Consider the following 16,572-nt stretch of genomic DNA (forward strand, 5'->3'; position numbering starts at 1 on the left):
CCATGGAATTCATCGCCCAGGTATTCTCGAGCTTCGCCCTGCTGCTCGACCCCGTGATTCTGTTCTACGTGGTCGCCGGCTTCGTGATCGGCACCATCTTCTCGGCCATTCCGGGTCTGACCGCGACGCTGGCACTCGCCCTGCTGCTGCCGCTGACCTACAGCCTCGATGTCACCACCGCCCTGATGGCGTGTGCCAGCATCTACATGGCCGGCATGTGTGGCGGCAGCATCACGGCCACCACCATCAATATTCCCGGCGCGCCGTCCTCGATGATGACAGCGCTGGAAGGCTACCCCATGCAGCAGCGTGGCGAAGGCGCGCTGGCGCTGGGCCATGCCTCCTTCGGCTCGATGATCGGCGGCAGCCTCGGCGCGCTGCTGTTGATCGTGCTGGCCCCCTTCATCGCCGAGGCCTCACTGCTGGTCAAGACGACGGGCAAGTGCGCGCTGATCGCCTTCGCGCTGATCGTGATCGTGGTCGCCCAACGCGGCAACATCCGCAAGGCCGGCATCACTGCCTGCCTGGGCCTGATGCTCGCGACCGTCGGGCTGGACGCCATGCAGCCGCTGGCCCGCTTCACCTTCGGCATCAGTGAGCTGACCGCCGGGATCGACCTGATGCCGGTCATCATCGGCACCTTCGCCATCAGCGAGCTGTTGATCCAGGTCGGCAACCGCAAGAAGGACGCCGCCATCCGCCAGCAACTCAAGGCCAGCAAGCAGCTCAAGCGGCGTGATTTCATTCCGCCGCTGAGCGCCATTCGCGAGATCGGCATCGGCTGCTATCTGAAGTCGACGCTGATCGGCTACATGGTCGGCACCCTGCCCGGCGCAGGCGGTTCGATGGGCGGCTTTCTCGCCTACGTGGAAACCGTGCGCACCTCGAAGAAGCCGGAGAGCTTCGGCAAGGGCAATCCCCAAGGCATCGCCGCCGCAGAGAGTGCCAACAATGCCGTGTGCGGTGGCGCCCTGGTGCCGATGCTGACTTTCGGGATTCCGGGCGACCCGGTAACGGCCATCGTGCTGGGGGTGCTGGTGATCAACGGCATCCAGCCGGGACCGCAGCTGATGGCCTCGCAATCCGGACTGATCGCACCGATGCTGGCCTCGCTGCTGTTCAGCGCGCTGATCCTGATTCCTCTCACGCTCTACCTGATGGGCCCCTACTTCCTGCGCATCGTCACGATCCGCAAGGACGTGCTCTATGGCGCCATCGCTCTGCTGGCCGTGGTCGGCAGCTTCGTGGCCACCTACTCCGTGTTCCAGATGATGATGACGCTGGTGCTGGGCATCGTCGCCTACCTGATGCGCAAACATGATTATCCGGTGATCACGCTGCTGCTCGGCTTCATCCTCGGCCCGAACCTGGAAGAATTCCTGCGTCGCGCGCTGACGCTCTCCAACGGCAACCCGATGACTTTCATCACCACGCCGGACAGCCTGTTCTTCGTCGTACTGACGGTGGTCTTCGTCTACTTCCTCGGCATTCGCAAACCGGTGCAGTTGAAGCAGGCGGATCCGAAAACGCAGAGCCAGCCCTTGAAAGGACAGGTTGGAAAGTGACAGCGTCATAGATTGCAATCACCGCTCGAGTCCTGACCAGACCATATCTCGATGATTAGTTGGCCCGACACCGAAAGGTATCGGGCTTTTTTGTATTCATCAGCCATACCAATTTTGCCAAAAGTGTTACTTGCCAATACCTCACAATGTTGGCACTTTATATTCGAAATCAAAAATCTAATACTCGCAGCTGATATATATCAAGAATGCGAGAATTCACTTCCGTAAGGCTTCGCAACGCTGGCCATCATGCCTCTGACAGGCTCGGATAGCAGCATTCAAGAGCCAGCAGTGCTGAAGTTGATCGGAGTCAATGGAAACGACAGGGAACGTCACATGAAGTCCTTTGCCAGTCTCGCCGCCCTCTGCCTGCTCTCTGGTTGTGCAGCCTTGCAGTCCACACCTCCCAGTTATGACAAGACACAGCACGCTTTTCTTTCACCGGGTTACCCCATCGAGCGGGTCAATCAACCCGAGGGCTTCAAGCTGGTAGGACAGGACAGTTCTGATTCTCGTGAAGGGTTCGCCAGTGCATCAACGGAGGGCAATGCACATGTCAGAAGAGAAGCTGTCGCCTGGAATACCGATGATGACAATACTGCTCTGATGATGGTGATTGCAGGGTCACTCGGGCACTCAGCGCGTTATCTCGAATGGACAGACACGGATGGCTACCAGTTCGTGGGTAACCAGAGAGTGCAATACAAGTTTGCTCAGGGGCGATTCGAAGACATGGTAAGTGAGTCCAGTCTTATCCCACGACTGGCGCCAGATTGCGCACAACGCATCACGCTCTCTGCCCACAACCATAACAAGAAGGTGACGGGCGTCTATATTGAAGGCGTGACCTGCTACGACCTTCCATTGATCAACGATTATCACCGCGAACAACTTCGCCAGAAAGCTTTCCGCCTATTCGGGCTGTAACGAACCCCACGATAATCGCTTACAAGTCCTGAAATACGAAACGCCCCACCCACTACCGCATCAGTGGGTGGGGCGTTTCAGGTATCGCGGTATCAGCCGCCGATCACCACTACTGCCAACACATCACACTTCCAGGCCGGTGCGCGACGATCAGGCAGGGGCAGAGCAGGCGTTGCGAGTAGCTGGGGCATTGCAGACAGGCGCCGGGCGAATGGAGGCGGGGTCTGCCAGCGCGGCCACCACGGATCTGACCTGCTGATAGCCGGTGCGCATCAGGAAGGTCGGCGCTCTGCCGTAACTCTTGATGCCGAGGATGAACAAGCCTGGCTCGGCATGCAGCAGTTCGGCCGCGCCGTGTTCCGGCACCGACCCACAGCTGTGCTGGTTGGGATCGATCAGCGGCGCAAGCTTGATAGGGCTCTGCGTCGCGGGGTCCAGCGAGACACGCAATTCAGACAGCAGCCCCAGAGACGGGCGGAAGCCGGTGGCCGCGATGATGCGATCCACCGCTGGCAGCCGGTGTTCGCCACTCTGTACTACCCAGCGCCCCGCTTGGTGTTCGATCGCCTCGACGGCAAGCTCGGTCACTACCTCGATCCGGCCTTCCTCAAGCAGTGCCTTGATACGCAGTTCGAGCGCCTTGCGTTCCTCCAGCTCATCATTGGGCGCCGGGCGGATGACCTCCTCGATATTGGCGGAGCGAACACCCCAGACGATTCGCATCCCCTCTTCACGGTCTGCCAGCGCGATCAGGTCCTGCAACGCATTCAGCGCCGAGTGGCCGCTGCCGATCACGAGTACCGACTTGCCGGCATACTCAGCCGCTTGTGTGCCGCGGATGTCCGGCACGCCATAGGCAATGACTTCGGCCGCCACTTGCTCACCAATGGCGGGAATGCCGTGCGCCCCGATCCAGTTGGGGGTCTGGTAGGTGCCGGTGGCATCGATCACCGCGCGGGCCAGCACATCGCGCGGGCCATCAGGGCCCTCGACGCGCAGCACGAAGGGCGCCTCATCGCGACCGCCACTGCGCAGCACATCATGCTGTTGTCGACTGACATGGGTGACGCGGCTATCGACATGCAGGCGCGAGCTGATCGACGGGTGCGCGGCGAGCGGTGCGACATAGCGGTCGAGAAACTCGGCCCCGGTGGGATAGGCAGCGGCGTCCGGGGCCTGCCAACCCTGTTCCTGCAGCAACTCGGCCGCTAAAGCGTCGATATTCCATGACCAGGGCGAGAACATGCGTACATGTCCCCAGCTGGCCAGGTTGGCGCCTGCGTGTGCGCCCGACTCGAAGAGAATCGGCTCCAACCCTGCCTCCAGCAGATTGATAGCAGCGCTCAGCCCTATCGGCCCGGCGCCGATGATGGCCACCGGCAGGCTTTTGATATCACGACTCATGGCAGTCTCTCGCAGCAATATGTTGTCAGTGACAACAAACCTAGTATCCCTCCACGCTAATGTCTACTGCCAGGCGCTCAATCAGTCACCCAGGCGCTGCCGCGCGGCAAGGGTCAGCTTGTTGAGCAGTGTCACTGCGCCCTCCACGACCTCCGGCGACAGGCCCTCGATCATCGAGGCCTCTTCCGCGACCAGCTCGGTGTGAATCTGCTGGTACAGCGCCCTGCCCTCCGGGGTCAGCGAAAGCTCAACGGCACGCCGGTCGTTGGGGTCCTCGATCTTGCGCACATAGTGCTTGCGGATCAGTGAGTCGGCGACCCGGCTTGTCGTGCTCTTGTCGAGGTACATCTCGTCCGCCAGCGCCTGCAGTCTCAGCGGTCCGCGCTTGACCAGCGTTTCCAGTGCATAGCATTGAGCGACGGAGACGTTGTGGTGGCAGATGCTTTCCCTGTCGCGAAACTGATGGACACGAATGAGCTGATTGACGGCTTCGTACAGTGCTTCTGCTTGATCCACTCTGGTGCCTCACGTGACGGTGGTCAAAAAAGGGGGCGTGGCTTGCCACGATAACCGAGCACGATACAGAGCGCACCGATATCCGGCAGCCCTTATCCAGCAACCCTTATTCAGCAACCCTTATCTCCAGCAACCCTATCGGCTTGCACGTGACAATGCCTTGCACGGGCAACTCAATCGCGGTCTTTCTCCCCGATACGACGCCAGCAGACCCTTCAGGCAAGAATTGTGCAAGAATCTTGCAATTCATTATTGAGAACGATTAGCATTGCCAGACGCAACATATAACTATTCAGAGCAAGGGATCTCACGTGCACCTCCGCCTCCATCCGCTTACCGCAGCCGTCCTCTCCGCCAGTGCGTTGACCCTGAGCCTCTCGGGCCACGCCTCGGCTGACGACATGTCCACCCTCGTCATCAGCGAAGACCGTCTCGAACAGAATGTCGTGATCAGCGCTGAAGAGATCGATCAGCGTCAGGCACGCGACCTGGAAGACCTGTTCCGCGCCGAACCGGGCGTCAGTGTCGGCGGTGGCATCGCCATCGGCCAGAAGGTCTATGTACGCGGCCTGGAAGACACCAACCTGAACGTCACCATCGATGGCGCGCGTCAGGGCGGCTACCTCTTCCACCATACCGGTCGATTGACCATTGACCCGGCACTGCTCAAGCAGGCGGAAGTCGATAAAGGCCCCGCGACCGCCGATGACGGCCCGGGCGCGCTTGGCGGCAGCCTCCGCTTCGAGACCAAGGATGCGCAGGACCTGCTCAAGCCCGGCCAGGACCTGGGCGCACGCGTCTCCGTCGGCACCGAAAGTGCGGCGGACGCCACCTCTGGCACCACGGCGTTCTATGGCCGTCTGGGGGAGAATCTCGGTCTGATGGGATATGTCAGCGGCCGCAACAGCGATGACTATGAAGTTGGCGGTGGCGGTGAGCAGGAACAGACCGCAGGCCAGCAGCGTGGCTACCTGCTCAAGATGTCACTGCTGGACGTCAATGATCAGGACCTGCGCATCAGCGCCGAGCGCACCACCGATCACGGCACCTATTTCACGCGTCCGCACATGCCGAGCTTCAGCAGTCAGCAGCCGACCTATCAGGAAATGGAGCGCGAGACCTTCACCGTCAATCATGCCTGGCACCCGGGCAATGACCTGATCGACACCAGAACCACCCTCTATCACACCACCCAGGAACTGGATCGTGTCGAGGCCGGCAGCACCAGCCGTTCCCGCGAATTCGGCGCGGATGTCCGCAACACCTTGCGCCTCAAGACGGGTGACGTGGCACATGCGCTGACCACTGGCGTGGACTTCTATGATCAGGACACTCGTCGCTCCGATGACTCAGGCAGCGCCGGCCCCAACAACGAAGACACCTCACGCAACCTGGGAGTCTACGCCCAGAACCGCATGACGCTGGGCCCGTGGGCCCTGTCCGTTGGCGCGCGTTTGGATGATTACGACAGTGATTACGGCGAGGCGGGCAGCGTCAGTGGCAGCGAGGTCTCCCCCAACGCGATTCTGAGTGTCGATGCCACAGACAACCTCACCCTGCATGCCGGCTACGGCGAGGCCATTCGCGGTGCCAAGGCACGTGAAGTGATCCTGATCGGCGATGACGTCACCATCGCGGAGGGGCTTGAGCCGGAACGCGCTCGCCAGCGCGAGATCGGTCTGGATTGGCATCAGCGCGATGCCCTGATGGCGAGAGATCGCCTCGGCTTCGCGCTGACCGGCTTCCATACCGATATCGAGAACTATCAGGCCTATGATCGCGGCAGTGATCCGGCGGTGCTCTACAACCTGGAGGGCGAAGTCGAGAGCCGTGGCTATGAAGCCAGCCTGAACTGGGGCGTGGGCGGCTACGATACGCGTCTGGGCTATGCCAAGGTGGTGATGAAGAACAACGACGGCGACCCGCTGGGTGACGAGATGAACATCGGCGCCTCCACCGGCGACAAGTGGACCTGGGATCACCAGTATCGCTTGCCAAACCACAACGTCACCCTGGGCTACACCCTGAACGCGGTGGAACGCCTGGATCGGGTGGCAGAAGGCGACGAGGAGAAGCCGGGCTACGTGACGCACGACATACGCGCCCAGTGGACACCCGCCTCATATCAGGACCTGACCCTCACACTGGCGGTCAACAACGTGTTCGACAAGCGCTACAGCGACCACAGCAGCTACCTGCTCAGCAGCGGTGACAGCATGCTGGAGCCGGGCCGTGACATCCGCCTGGGTGCCAGCTACAGCTTCTGACCCAGTCCCTGACTTCACGATCAGCTCGCGATGAGCTGACGAAAAAATGCCCCACAGGCCTGGCCTGTGGGGCATTTTCCTCTCTGGAGCTGGATGGCGTCACTGGCTCAGGCTTCAGTTCGCCCCTTCCGCCTCGGCGTCCTGCTGCTTGGCCAGCTTGTGACCGTCTTCTGATTGCCCGATCTTCCAGTAGCTGGAGACGTAGAAGTGGGACTTGGGGATCTCATGCACCTGCTTGAGGTGAGCACGCAGCGCTCGCATGCTGCCGAATTCACAGGCCGCCCAGACAGACACCTGACCCTCCAGGCTCGGCAAGGAGGCGATCTTGTCCAGCAGCGGCTGTCCGCTCGGGTCCGGTTGCGCATTGATGACCCAGTGCAGCTCGATGCCGGCCGGATGCTCAAGCGTCTGGATATCGGCTTCGCTGGTCACCTCGATGACGGCGTGGCCGCGCGCGTCTGCCGGCAGCTCGGCCAGATTGACGCTGATCGCCGGCAAGGCTGTCATGTCACCCGCCAGCAGGAACCAGTCGGCTTCCATGTTGATCAGCTTCTTTGGCCCCGGGCCGCCGATGGTGATGCGGTCCCCCGGCTGGGCGCTGACGGCCCAGGCAGATGCCGGGCCGGCGTGATCGTGCAGCGCGAAATCGACATCGATCTCGGTCGCACGCTGATGACGAATGGTATAGGTGCGCATCATCGGGCGCTCGCCTTCCCCGCGCGGAAACACCAGTTTGATATAGGCGCTCTCCTGCCCCTCGGGGATGGAGCCGATATTCTCCCCGCCCAGGGTGACGCGCAGCATGTGCTCCGTCACCGGGGTGGAACGAATCACTTCAAGCTCTCGCATTGCGGGCTTACCCATCTTGCGCACTCCTCTGGCAAACGCCTTCAAGTTGTTCAGCATCGCGTGCTTCACACTCGCTTGTATTGTGGATCATGGCAGATGCCGTTTTCAGGAATGTGGCGACCTCTTCATCGCTGAGGTCTCCCGCCATCCGCCGAGCGGTCTCATCTTCCAGGGCTTCAATCTCTTTGAGCATGTCGTGGCCCGCCGCGGTAGGGGCGAGAAACAGGCTGCGACGGTCCTGCGGATTTTCCGTCTTGACGATCAATCCCGCCGTCATCAATTCATTGAGCACCCGCGTCACGCGCGCCTTGTCCTGCCCAAGATGCTGCACGATCTTGTGCGCCGTGCACTCGGAGGTACGGCCAATGCCCTTCAGCACCCGAACGTGCGTGACAGGCAGATCAAGCTGGTAGCGCTGAATGCCCATGCGAAGCTGCCTGCGATAGACATGCATCAGCTGATGCAGCACATCATTGAGTGATGCCTGACTCATGTGTCATTCACCATATGGTTGGTATAGGTCAACTATATTGGCAGATGGTTGATACTGTCAACAAAAACATGATCGAGAAGCATTCTCATCTTAATGCCAAAAACCTCATGTGCCTATCACTCTTCCCTCCACTGCCAGGCGCGCTTTCGGCAACTCTTGCTGCGTGACATGGTGACAGCGAGCGGGAACCTGCTAAGGTCGAAGGCCACACATTCCTGACGCCCACGAGAGGCATCGATGGCTGAACTCTGCCTGCTGTTTGATTCCGATGGCACCCTGGTTGATAGCGAAATCCTCCTCGCCGAGGCCATGTCCAGCACCCTGCCCCGCTATGGTCTGCCGTTTACCAGCGACCGCTACATGAACGAGTTTCGCGGCATGCGCTTCATGAGCATCGTGCGCACGCTGGAGGCAGCCCATGGCGTTCTGGAAGAAGCGCCCACACGGCGCATGGAAGGCGAGATGCGCGCCCTGCTGGAAGAGTTGATGAAGGCACGCCTGACGGCGATGCCCGACATGGCAGCCGCCTTGATGGAGCTTGCAGGCTACCCCTGTGGTGTGGTGTCCAACGGGCCTGAGCGCAAGGTGCGTCTGGCGCTCGATACCACACGCCTGGCGCGCTTCTTCGATGGCCATATCTACAGCGCCTATACCCTGGGCGTGTGGAAGCCGGACCCGCGCATCTATCGACTCGCAGCCGAGCAGATGGGCTTTTCGCCATCACATTGCGTGGTGATCGATGATGCCATCGTCGGGGTACAGGCAGGGCTGGATGCCGGTATGCAGGTCATCCACTTCGCCCATCACGACGACGGCCATGAAACGCCGCGTGGCGCACTGCGCATGCACCACGCGCGCGAGCTGCCGAGGCTGGTGGCGCAGATTTCTCAGAAGCTCGCTGCGCAGTACTAGACATCGTCGCGCCTTCTCCCTCAGTTCCCGCCCCATGAAATTCCGCACCGAGAAATCCCGTCCCTAGAGGCGGGATTTTTCATGCCTGGCGCACAAGACAGGCTGCTTGTGGTGTGACTCGCTTTGCCTGTTGCAGCCACCAGCACTCCCGTTCGCGAATGCCGCAAGCCCACCCCTCCTACCGATACGAATAGGCACGTTTTAGCGACTATAGCGCCTATATATCGCCCTTCTCGATACTTATAGTGTCTTTACAGCAAACACGCACCAGATACGCAAGGCTCGCAGGACACGACCGTACGCAAAGCCAGTCGCAGCTGTCGTGCGCGCCCCTGACGTATCCCAAGCGCAACCGCCGCACACCTGCCATCAGGATCTTGACCATGACTCGCAACCAACCATTTGGCCCCAAGGGCTGGACCCCGGACAGAATCGGCTCGCTCGTCGGCAAGACCTATCTCATCACCGGCGCCAACAGCGGCGCGGGCTTTCAGGCAACGCGCATATTGCTGAGCAAGGGTGCCGACGTCGTGATGCTGAATCGCAACCCGACCAGATCAGAGGCGGCCATCGCGGCGCTGCAAGAGGAGTTTGGCCCCGCGGCGAATGTCAGTCATATACACATGGATCTGGCGGAGCTGGCCTGCGTGCTCAGCGCGGCCGCGGAAGTGCTGGATAAGGTCCCGCAGATCGATGCCCTCATCTGCAATGGCGCCATCGCTCAGGTTTCCCGACAGCAACTCACCGTCGACGGTTTCGAAAGTCAGCTGGGCGTGAATCACTACGGGCATTTCCTGCTGTGCGGGCTGCTGTTCGAGCGTATCGATGCCTCCAACGGGCGGATCGTCGTGGTCTCCAGTGAAGGCCACAAGATGGGCCTGAAAACCATCCAGTTCGATGACATGAACTGGGAGCACAACTATCACCCGAACAAGGTCTATAGCCACAGCAAGCTGGCGCAGATGATGTTCGCCTATGAATTGCAGGACAGGATTGAGGCCGCAGGCCGCCGGGTAAAAGTCTTTGTCTGCCATCCGGGCGCGTCCAACACCTCACTGATTCGTGACAACGCCAATCTGGCGACTCGACTCAGCTGGGCAGTGATGGTGAAGACGGGAATGGCGCAGACGGCCAAGAGAGGCGCTTACCCGGAAGTCATGTGCGCCACCGAGAAGACCCTCAGGCAGCGGGCCTACCATGGCCCGACGGGGCTGATGAATTTCGGCGGGCCGGTGGGTGAGTGCGAATTGGGGGCATTCGTTCTGGAGAAGAGCGTCATGACCCGGCTATGGCAAGTCTCGGAGAAGGCAACGCAGTTGAGCTGGCCGATTTGACCTTGAACCGACCACCGACCTTCCCGCCACCTTCAGGGAGGCGAATCCCATGAATGTACCACTGGTAGTCACAGGTCTCCTGATGATGATTCCGAACATGTCGTTTGCCAACCGCCTTTATGACGAGATCATCCAGCCGGAGACCTCGATTCAGGACAGTGAAGGCAATCTCTATCGTACCGTCAAGATCGGCGCTCAGACCTGGCTTGCCGACAACCTAAGAACGACTCGCTTTCAGGATGGCTCGCCCATCCGAACGGCATTCATCCCCAAGGATGACCCTGACAACCTGCTGTCATATGGCCGTCTGTATGACTGGCACGATGTCAGTGATGCACGCAATCTCTGCCCGGTGGGCTGGAGAGTCGCCTCGGATGAGGACTGGAAAGCGCTGGAACGCGCCATCGGAATTGCAGAAAAGGAGATCGACTCGACGGGCTGGCGTGGCGATGATGATATCGCCATCACGCTCAAGGCGGCTCAACCCGACTCCCTGTTGACGTCCTTCGATCAGGCGCGCATCAATCTCACCGGCTTTTCTGCAAGGCCGGCGGGCGTGAAGTGGAAGGGCTGGTATATCACCCAGGGCGCCTACGCCGAATTCTGGACCCGCAGTGAGGCGACGCCGACCAAAGCGTTTGCCAGAACACTGGCCTACTCCTGGTGGAATCCGCACAAGGGCGAGATCCGCCGAGCGACACTTGGCAAAAGTGGCATGTTCTCGGTGAGATGCGTAAAGGACTGATCAGGGCACAACACTGGGGGTAATGGGAGGGGCACAGTCGGTAGTGATATAGGCGCGAGGAGCGCTTGAGCAAGGACTCTGTTCCGCTGAATCACGCCGATTGAAGACATTCTGGCGTCAGCGATTGAACGCGTGGTTCAACAAGAATCCTTGCTGAAGGGTTCCTGCCGGTTCCGGGAGCAAGATGACATCGTCATGGTCAAGCGTCTTTCCGCAAATGGCGGGCTTCACGTTATTGTGTCGTGCTGATCATTGCTGGCTGGCAGCTAGCGCTCAGAAAGACTCGACCATGATGTCACGCACACTCCATCCCGGAGGTGATATCGGCTGTCAGGCGCTCTCGCTCAAGGCATGTTCGATGCGGGTGGCGGGAACACTCTTGCCGGCATCATTCACGAAATCCGTCGCGTGATTCTTGTCTTCAATGGCCCACTTGCGAGCATGTCCGCGGCTGCCTTCTTCACTCAAGGCATGCTGCACCCTGCCTGCCGCCACGCTCATGCCACTCTCCACATAGACTTGCGTGCTGCGCTCGGCCGGCTGCGCCTGCCCCATGATACGGCTCTCGCTCAATGCCTCACGGACACGGGTGTCGCTTTCGCCATTGTCGGCAAATGCCGCATTGCTCGCAGCACACAGCGCAGCTGTCACACACAGTACTTTCATGGCTTTCATGATGTCACTTCTCGTCTTTTGCGTTGGGTTGGTCAGATCTGCAAGACTTGCAATTTGCTGAACGTCAGATTGATGGTACGTAAAATAGATAGAACGTCAGGTTGGTGGCGCTAAGGGCCTGTGAGCTAAGGGCCTGTGAGCCAAGCGCGTTGTCAGCCGATAGATTCACCGAACAGGCTTCACTGGCCACCCTTGGCCACGCCTGACCTCACATATTGAACTTCACCAGCGTCACGATACGTGACAGGCCTTGGGCCGCCGCCAATGACTGCGCAGTATTGCCACGCGCATCCTGGATCGAGGGGTCCGCACCTGCCTGCAGCAACAGTTTGATGATGTCTTCATTGCCGAACAGGGACGCCATCATCAGCGCCGTCTGGCCACTGTAATTGCGATGATTCACATCACAGTCGGTATTGGCGATCAGCCATCTGGCTGTCTTGTCAAAGCCGCGAAACGCCACGCCCATGAAGGCATTGCTGCCCTTCTCATCGAGTGCACAGGCGTCAGCACCGGCGGACTTCAGCAGCGCCAGGGTGTCGGTATGTCCGTAGTAGGCCGCGAGAATGAAAGGGGTATAGCTGCGGGAATTGGTGACCGAGAGATCACCGCCCTGCTGAACATATTCACGGATCGCGGCATTGTCGCCATCGCGTGCGGCGTCAAAGATATCGATGTCGCCAGCCGCGACAGCCTGCCCCGCCATCACCATCATCAGCAGACTGGCCAACACCGCCAGCCATCTTCTGCCCAGGCCGTATTGCTGCTCGCTGGAGTCTGTGGCTCGCATCGTATGCATCTTGCGCTCCTCTCTCGTCTTTCGCTCGTGTTGAGCTCGTCTGGCGCACATGTTGCGCTCGTGTGCCGGCCGGCAGAGGAGCGCAAGCTCCCCTGCCGGGTCAATCAGGCCCGGGACTTCCGGCAGCGGTTGATCGCGATCGCATCACGCTTTTCTTTGTACGCTTTGCTTTCAGCCGCTGACTCAGATGTCTCAGTCCTCGATCAGCTCTTCCACGTCGTCCATGTCGACGTCTGCCACCTTGGCCAGACGCTCACCGTATTCGTGGTCGGCCTGGTAGAAGTGGCTGACCATGATCTCGCGGATCTCCTCGTTCTTGACCTTGCTCAGGTCAGTCCCCAGCGCCTGGATCAGAGCATCCTGATCCTGCTCGGAGAAGGAGCGATACAGCTCACCGGCCTGAGCGAAGTTCTGCTGCTTGCCGATCGGCTGCTGCTGGGTGGTGCCATTCAGGGTGTAGCGCTTGTACTCGTACTGGCTGTCATCCACCAGCGAGTCGGCGTTGCGGCTCGGCTGATAGTTGATGGAGCCGGAACGCGGCTTGGAGTAACCCGCGCCGTCCTGATGGTTGTTGTGCACCTCATTCTTGGGCGCATTCACCGGCAGCTGCATGAAGTTGGCCCCCAGGCGATAACGCTGGGCATCGGCGTAGGCGAACAGACGTCCCTGCAGCATGCGGTCTTCGGAGGGCTCGACACCCGGCACCAGGTTGGCCGGCGACATGGCCGCCTGCTCGGTTTCCTGGAAGAAGTTGTCCGGCGTACGATTCAGCGTCAGCTCACCGACCTTGCGGGCAGGAATCAGGTCTTCCGGCCACAACTTGGTGGTATCGAGCGGATTGAAATCGAAGCTGTTCAGCTGGCTGGGATCCAGAGTCTGGATATAGAGATCCCAGACCGGGTCATCGCCGGCATCCAGATGGGTGTAGAGGTCATCGGTCAGATGGTTGAAGTCAGTGGACTGCACCTTGGCGGCTTCTTGCGGCGTCATGCCGTGGTTGCCCTGACGCGACTTCCAAGTGAACTTCACGTACTTCCAGTCGCCTTCGGCATTGACGAACTTGAAGGCATGCACGCCGGAACCATCCATCTCACGCAGGCTGGTCGGAATCCCCAGCGGCGAGTAGAGGTAGGTCAGCATGTTGGTGCTTTCGGGGATATGGCTGAAGAAATCGAAGTAGCGATTCGGGTCCTGCAGGTTGGTACGCGGGTCCGGCTTCAGCGCATGGATCATGTCCGGGAACTTCATCGCATCGCGGATGAAGAACACCGGGAAGTTGATGCCCACGATGTCCCAGTTGCCCTGCTCGGTGTAGAACTTGACGGCGAAGCCACGCGGGTCGCGCAGGGTCTCCGGCGAGCCCTTGCTGTTGATCACGCTGGAGAAGCGCACGAAGACCGGCGTCACCTGGCCCTTGTCCTGGAAAGGTGCCGCGACGGTCAGGTCGGTCAGGTCCGCGGTGGCACGGAACTCACCGTAGGCACCGGTACCACGAGCGTGGACGACACGCTCCGGAATGCGCTCGCGCTCGAAGTGCGCCAGCTTCTCCAGCAGGTGGTGGTCCTGCAGGAGTGTCGGGCCGTTCGGGCCGGCGGTCAGGGAGTTCTGGTTGTTGCCGACCGGCGCACCATTGGAGCGAGTCATCACTTCCTGCTGCGCCAGACTGCTGGCAGAAAGGCCCAGCGCCATCACGGCCGTCAGGGTCTTCATGGGAAAACGTACGTTCAGCATCTCGCAAATTCCTCGTTAAATCAGGGAGTAACGGGGCGAGGAGTATTGGCGAGAAGTTCCCATAGCAAAAATAAATAATAACTAACCAGGGAATAGCGAAAACCTAACGTGTTGCAATATAAGCACCAGTTGATTCATCCCGCCAGCGAGGAACCCGAGGTGGCGTCCACCACGACGGCCACGACTTTCTGCATGTTCATGCATACAGGTGTCGCGCTGCTGCGGTTTTCAGGTCAGATGCAAACTTCACCGTCATCAATCTCCCAGCGAGAAAACGCGAATCCAAGGTCTGAGGGCAAGACGTTCAGGCCAGGATTGTTGCGTCCTGTCATCCAATCCGCGCGGCTCAAGATACTCGATGCTGGCCGTCGCCCACCTCGAATACAAATGACCAAGAGAAAGGGCCGAGCGAAGGGATGGGCATGGTATGCCTGAGCAAGGCCAAACCTGCTCCCTGTCAGGCGTGTCCATACGCCAGAAACGACAAGGGCCCCTCATGTGAGGGGCCCTTGTCGTTAGGTCTTGCGACGTCTCTTTCAGCGCATAGCGGTTACGCCTGGCGATTCGTCTTCTTCGACTTGCGCTGGAAGGCCGGCATGTCATCGATGACCAGTACCGGATTCAGCTCTTCCTTGGGGAAGTCATTCTTGAGCCAGCGCAGCATCGAGAGCGCCAGAATCAGCATCACCGGAATCATCGGCAGCGCCACCACGATGGTCGAGGTCTGCACCGTCTGCAGGCCACCCAACTGGATCAGCGCAACGCCGACGGCCGCGATCAGGAAGGCCCAGATCAAGCGGAACGAGCGCTTGGGCTCCTGATACCCGGACAGCTTGCGTGAGGTCACCGAGGCCAGCACGTAGGCCGAGCTGTCCAGCGTGGTTGCCAAGAAGATGAAGCACAGCAGGATGAAGGCCACCGTGACCAGCTTGGCATACGGCAGGGTCTGCAGAATGCCTTCCACCGCCAGCGGGATACCGCCACTGTCCAGCAGCGCCTTGATATCCAGCGCGCCGCTGATCTGCAGGTCCAGCGCGTAACCGCCCCACACCGCGAAGAACACCCAGGTTCCCAGCGAGCCGAACACCAGCTCCGCGATGATCAGCTCACGGATGGTACGGCCGCGCGAGATACGGGCCACGAACAGGCCCACCATCGGCGCGTAGGCGATCCACCAGGCCCAGTAGAAGACGGTCCAGTCCTTCCAGAAGGTGGAATCCCCCGCTGGGTCGGTCCACAGGCTCATCGGAATGAAGTTACCCAGGGTCTTGCCGAGACTGTTGACGAAGCCTTCGACCATGAACTGCGAGTCACCGACGATGAAGGTGAAGGCCAGCAGGAAGATCGCCAGGATCACGTTGACGTCGGAGAGAATCTTGATGCCCTTGGCCAGGCCGAACCAGACACTGGCGGAGAACATCGCCGTCCAGATGCACAGCACCGCGACTTCCAGCCCGAAGTTGGCTTCCATGCCGAGGATACCGCTGACCAGCTGTGACACCAGCGGTACCGCCAGCCCCAGCGAGGTGCCGACACCGCCGACGATCCCGAACACGACGATGGAATCCAGCAACACGCCCCAGGCCCCATCCGCATGACGGCCCAGCACGCCGCGCGAGGCGACGGACAGACGCACGCCATCACGCTTCTTGACGTACATGGAGTAGGCGATCGGCAGGCCCGGCAGGCAATAGAAGGCCCACGGTGTCAGCCCCCAGTGGAACTGACCGAAGGCCAGCGCCCACTCCGCGGCCTCACGGCTCTTGGCCGCCACGTGATAGGCCGGCGAGGTGTAGTAGTAGATCGGCTCGACCCACGCCCAGTTGACGATCGCAATCCCCATCCCGCAGGTGAAAATCATCGCCACCCAACTGAAGTAGGAGAAATCGGGCGTGTCCTCTGCCCCGCCCAGGCGGACGTTGCCGTAGCGGCTGAAGGCCAGCCAGATGAGGAATCCGACGACGCTCAGGCCGGCCACCAGATACAGCCAGCCGAACTTGCCGGTGGCGAAGGAGAAAGCAGCATTGATCAGCGCGGTGCTGGCCTCCGGGAACAGGATGACCGGGCCGATGAAGGCCAGGATGACCAATACGGCGGGGATGAAGACACGCGGGTCCAGATGATCGCCATCACTGGCGGGGGGAACTGCTTCTTGCACGACTACCACCTTAGTGAGAAAGCCCGAGCAAGAGGGGCGAGACATCGCTCTTGCTCGGGCAGTTCGCTGTATTCAATAATTTTTCGTAATGAAAAGAGCGCGGTATTATACATTTTTCTATTCCACGCGCATTATACTTTCCCGGAAACTGCGGGGAGTATGAATCGCGACACGGTATTTTCTCATGAAAACATGAA

14 protein-coding genes are annotated in these 16,572 nt (G+C 60.1%); 6 read left to right on the top strand and 8 right to left on the bottom strand.

Annotation, left to right across the window (positions count from 1 at the left end):
• Positions 1-2 precede the first annotated feature (2 nt).
• Positions 3-1,565: a tripartite tricarboxylate transporter permease gene (locus R2R70_RS05250; RefSeq protein WP_410977468.1), complete on the top strand. Its 1,563-nt coding sequence runs from the start codon at positions 3-5 to the stop codon at positions 1,563-1,565.
• A gap of 336 nt (positions 1,566-1,901) precedes the next feature.
• On the top strand, positions 1,902-2,492 hold the full coding sequence (locus R2R70_RS05255; protein ID WP_054557129.1) for a hypothetical protein: 591 nt from the start codon (positions 1,902-1,904) through the stop codon (positions 2,490-2,492).
• A gap of 150 nt (positions 2,493-2,642) precedes the next feature.
• On the opposite strand, the gene R2R70_RS05260 is transcribed toward R2R70_RS05255, so the two are convergent.
• Together R2R70_RS05260 and R2R70_RS05265 are read right to left on the bottom strand one after the other, a co-directional pair.
• The gene (locus tag R2R70_RS05260) at positions 2,643-3,896 is read right to left on the bottom strand and encodes an FAD-dependent oxidoreductase (RefSeq protein WP_410977469.1); all 1,254 of its coding nucleotides are present in this window, start codon (positions 3,894-3,896) and stop codon (positions 2,643-2,645) included.
• Positions 3,897-3,977: 81 nt separating this feature from the next.
• Complete coding sequence (locus R2R70_RS05265) at positions 3,978-4,412, bottom strand: MarR family winged helix-turn-helix transcriptional regulator (protein ID WP_131432280.1); 435 nt, start codon at positions 4,410-4,412, stop codon at positions 3,978-3,980.
• Between the two features lie 311 nt (positions 4,413-4,723).
• On the opposite strand from R2R70_RS05265, the gene R2R70_RS05270 reads away from it, so the two are divergent.
• Complete coding sequence (locus R2R70_RS05270; RefSeq protein WP_410977470.1) at positions 4,724-6,679, top strand: TonB-dependent receptor domain-containing protein; 1,956 nt, start codon at positions 4,724-4,726, stop codon at positions 6,677-6,679.
• A 114-nt stretch (positions 6,680-6,793) separates the two neighbouring features.
• On the opposite strand, the gene R2R70_RS05275 is transcribed toward R2R70_RS05270, so the two are convergent.
• The gene (locus R2R70_RS05275) at positions 6,794-7,543 is read right to left on the bottom strand and encodes a siderophore-interacting protein (RefSeq protein ID WP_107334510.1); all 750 of its coding nucleotides are present in this window, start codon (positions 7,541-7,543) and stop codon (positions 6,794-6,796) included.
• Entirely contained in the window at positions 7,536-8,021 is a 486-nt protein-coding gene (locus R2R70_RS05280; protein WP_107334509.1) for a MarR family winged helix-turn-helix transcriptional regulator, read from the bottom strand. Before R2R70_RS05280 ends, R2R70_RS05275 begins: the two co-directional genes overlap by 8 nt.
• A gap of 237 nt (positions 8,022-8,258) precedes the next feature.
• Between R2R70_RS05280 and R2R70_RS05285 the strand changes: the two genes are divergently transcribed.
• From R2R70_RS05285 to R2R70_RS05295, 3 genes are all read left to right on the top strand, one after another.
• Positions 8,259-8,933, top strand: a complete 675-nt coding sequence (locus tag R2R70_RS05285; protein ID WP_153636035.1) for an HAD family hydrolase — start codon at positions 8,259-8,261, stop codon at positions 8,931-8,933.
• Between the two features lie 245 nt (positions 8,934-9,178).
• Complete coding sequence (locus R2R70_RS05290; RefSeq protein ID WP_410977471.1) at positions 9,179-10,267, top strand: SDR family oxidoreductase; 1,089 nt, start codon at positions 9,179-9,181, stop codon at positions 10,265-10,267.
• Positions 10,268-10,316: 49 nt separating this feature from the next.
• Positions 10,317-11,012, top strand: coding sequence for a fibrobacter succinogenes major paralogous domain-containing protein (locus R2R70_RS05295; protein WP_410977472.1), 696 nt, complete (start codon positions 10,317-10,319; stop codon positions 11,010-11,012).
• Positions 11,013-11,342: 330 nt separating this feature from the next.
• On the opposite strand, the gene R2R70_RS05300 is transcribed toward R2R70_RS05295, so the two are convergent.
• From R2R70_RS05300 to R2R70_RS05315, 4 genes are all read right to left on the bottom strand, one after another.
• The gene (locus R2R70_RS05300; protein ID WP_404324901.1) at positions 11,343-11,687 is read right to left on the bottom strand and encodes a hypothetical protein; all 345 of its coding nucleotides are present in this window, start codon (positions 11,685-11,687) and stop codon (positions 11,343-11,345) included.
• 208 nt (positions 11,688-11,895) lie between these two features.
• Positions 11,896-12,486, bottom strand: coding sequence for an ankyrin repeat domain-containing protein (locus R2R70_RS05305; protein WP_410977473.1), 591 nt, complete (start codon positions 12,484-12,486; stop codon positions 11,896-11,898).
• 192 nt (positions 12,487-12,678) lie between these two features.
• Positions 12,679-14,217, bottom strand: coding sequence for a catalase (locus R2R70_RS05310; protein WP_410977474.1), 1,539 nt, complete (start codon positions 14,215-14,217; stop codon positions 12,679-12,681).
• A gap of 550 nt (positions 14,218-14,767) precedes the next feature.
• Positions 14,768-16,375, bottom strand: coding sequence for a BCCT family transporter (locus R2R70_RS05315; RefSeq protein WP_197738664.1), 1,608 nt, complete (start codon positions 16,373-16,375; stop codon positions 14,768-14,770).
• Between the last annotated feature and the right edge of the window lie 197 nt (positions 16,376-16,572).

The organism is Cobetia sp. SIMBA_158 (assembly GCF_046566945.1).
In the GTDB taxonomy this organism is placed as follows: Bacteria; Pseudomonadota; Gammaproteobacteria; order Pseudomonadales; family Halomonadaceae; genus Cobetia; species Cobetia amphilecti.

Bases quoted from the DNA above. Each gene is read 5' to 3' on its own strand.
- R2R70_RS05255 (WP_054557129.1), top strand. From the start codon at position 1,902: ATGAAGTCCTTTGCCAGTCTCGCCGCCCTCTGCCTGCTCTCTGGTTGT.
- R2R70_RS05250 (WP_410977468.1), top strand. From the start codon at position 3: ATGGAATTCATCGCCCAGGTATTCTCGAGCTTCGCCCTGCTGCTCGAC.
- R2R70_RS05295 (WP_410977472.1), top strand. From the start codon at position 10,317: ATGAATGTACCACTGGTAGTCACAGGTCTCCTGATGATGATTCCGAAC.
- R2R70_RS05280 (WP_107334509.1), bottom strand. From the start codon at position 8,021: ATGAGTCAGGCATCACTCAATGATGTGCTGCATCAGCTGATGCATGTC.
- R2R70_RS05300 (WP_404324901.1), bottom strand. From the start codon at position 11,687: ATGAAAGCCATGAAAGTACTGTGTGTGACAGCTGCGCTGTGTGCTGCG.
- R2R70_RS05260 (WP_410977469.1), bottom strand. From the start codon at position 3,896: ATGAGTCGTGATATCAAAAGCCTGCCGGTGGCCATCATCGGCGCCGGG.
- R2R70_RS05310 (WP_410977474.1), bottom strand. From the start codon at position 14,217: ATGCTGAACGTACGTTTTCCCATGAAGACCCTGACGGCCGTGATGGCG.
- R2R70_RS05285 (WP_153636035.1), top strand. From the start codon at position 8,259: ATGGCTGAACTCTGCCTGCTGTTTGATTCCGATGGCACCCTGGTTGAT.
- R2R70_RS05275 (WP_107334510.1), bottom strand. From the start codon at position 7,543: ATGGGTAAGCCCGCAATGCGAGAGCTTGAAGTGATTCGTTCCACCCCG.
- R2R70_RS05305 (WP_410977473.1), bottom strand. From the start codon at position 12,486: ATGCATACGATGCGAGCCACAGACTCCAGCGAGCAGCAATACGGCCTG.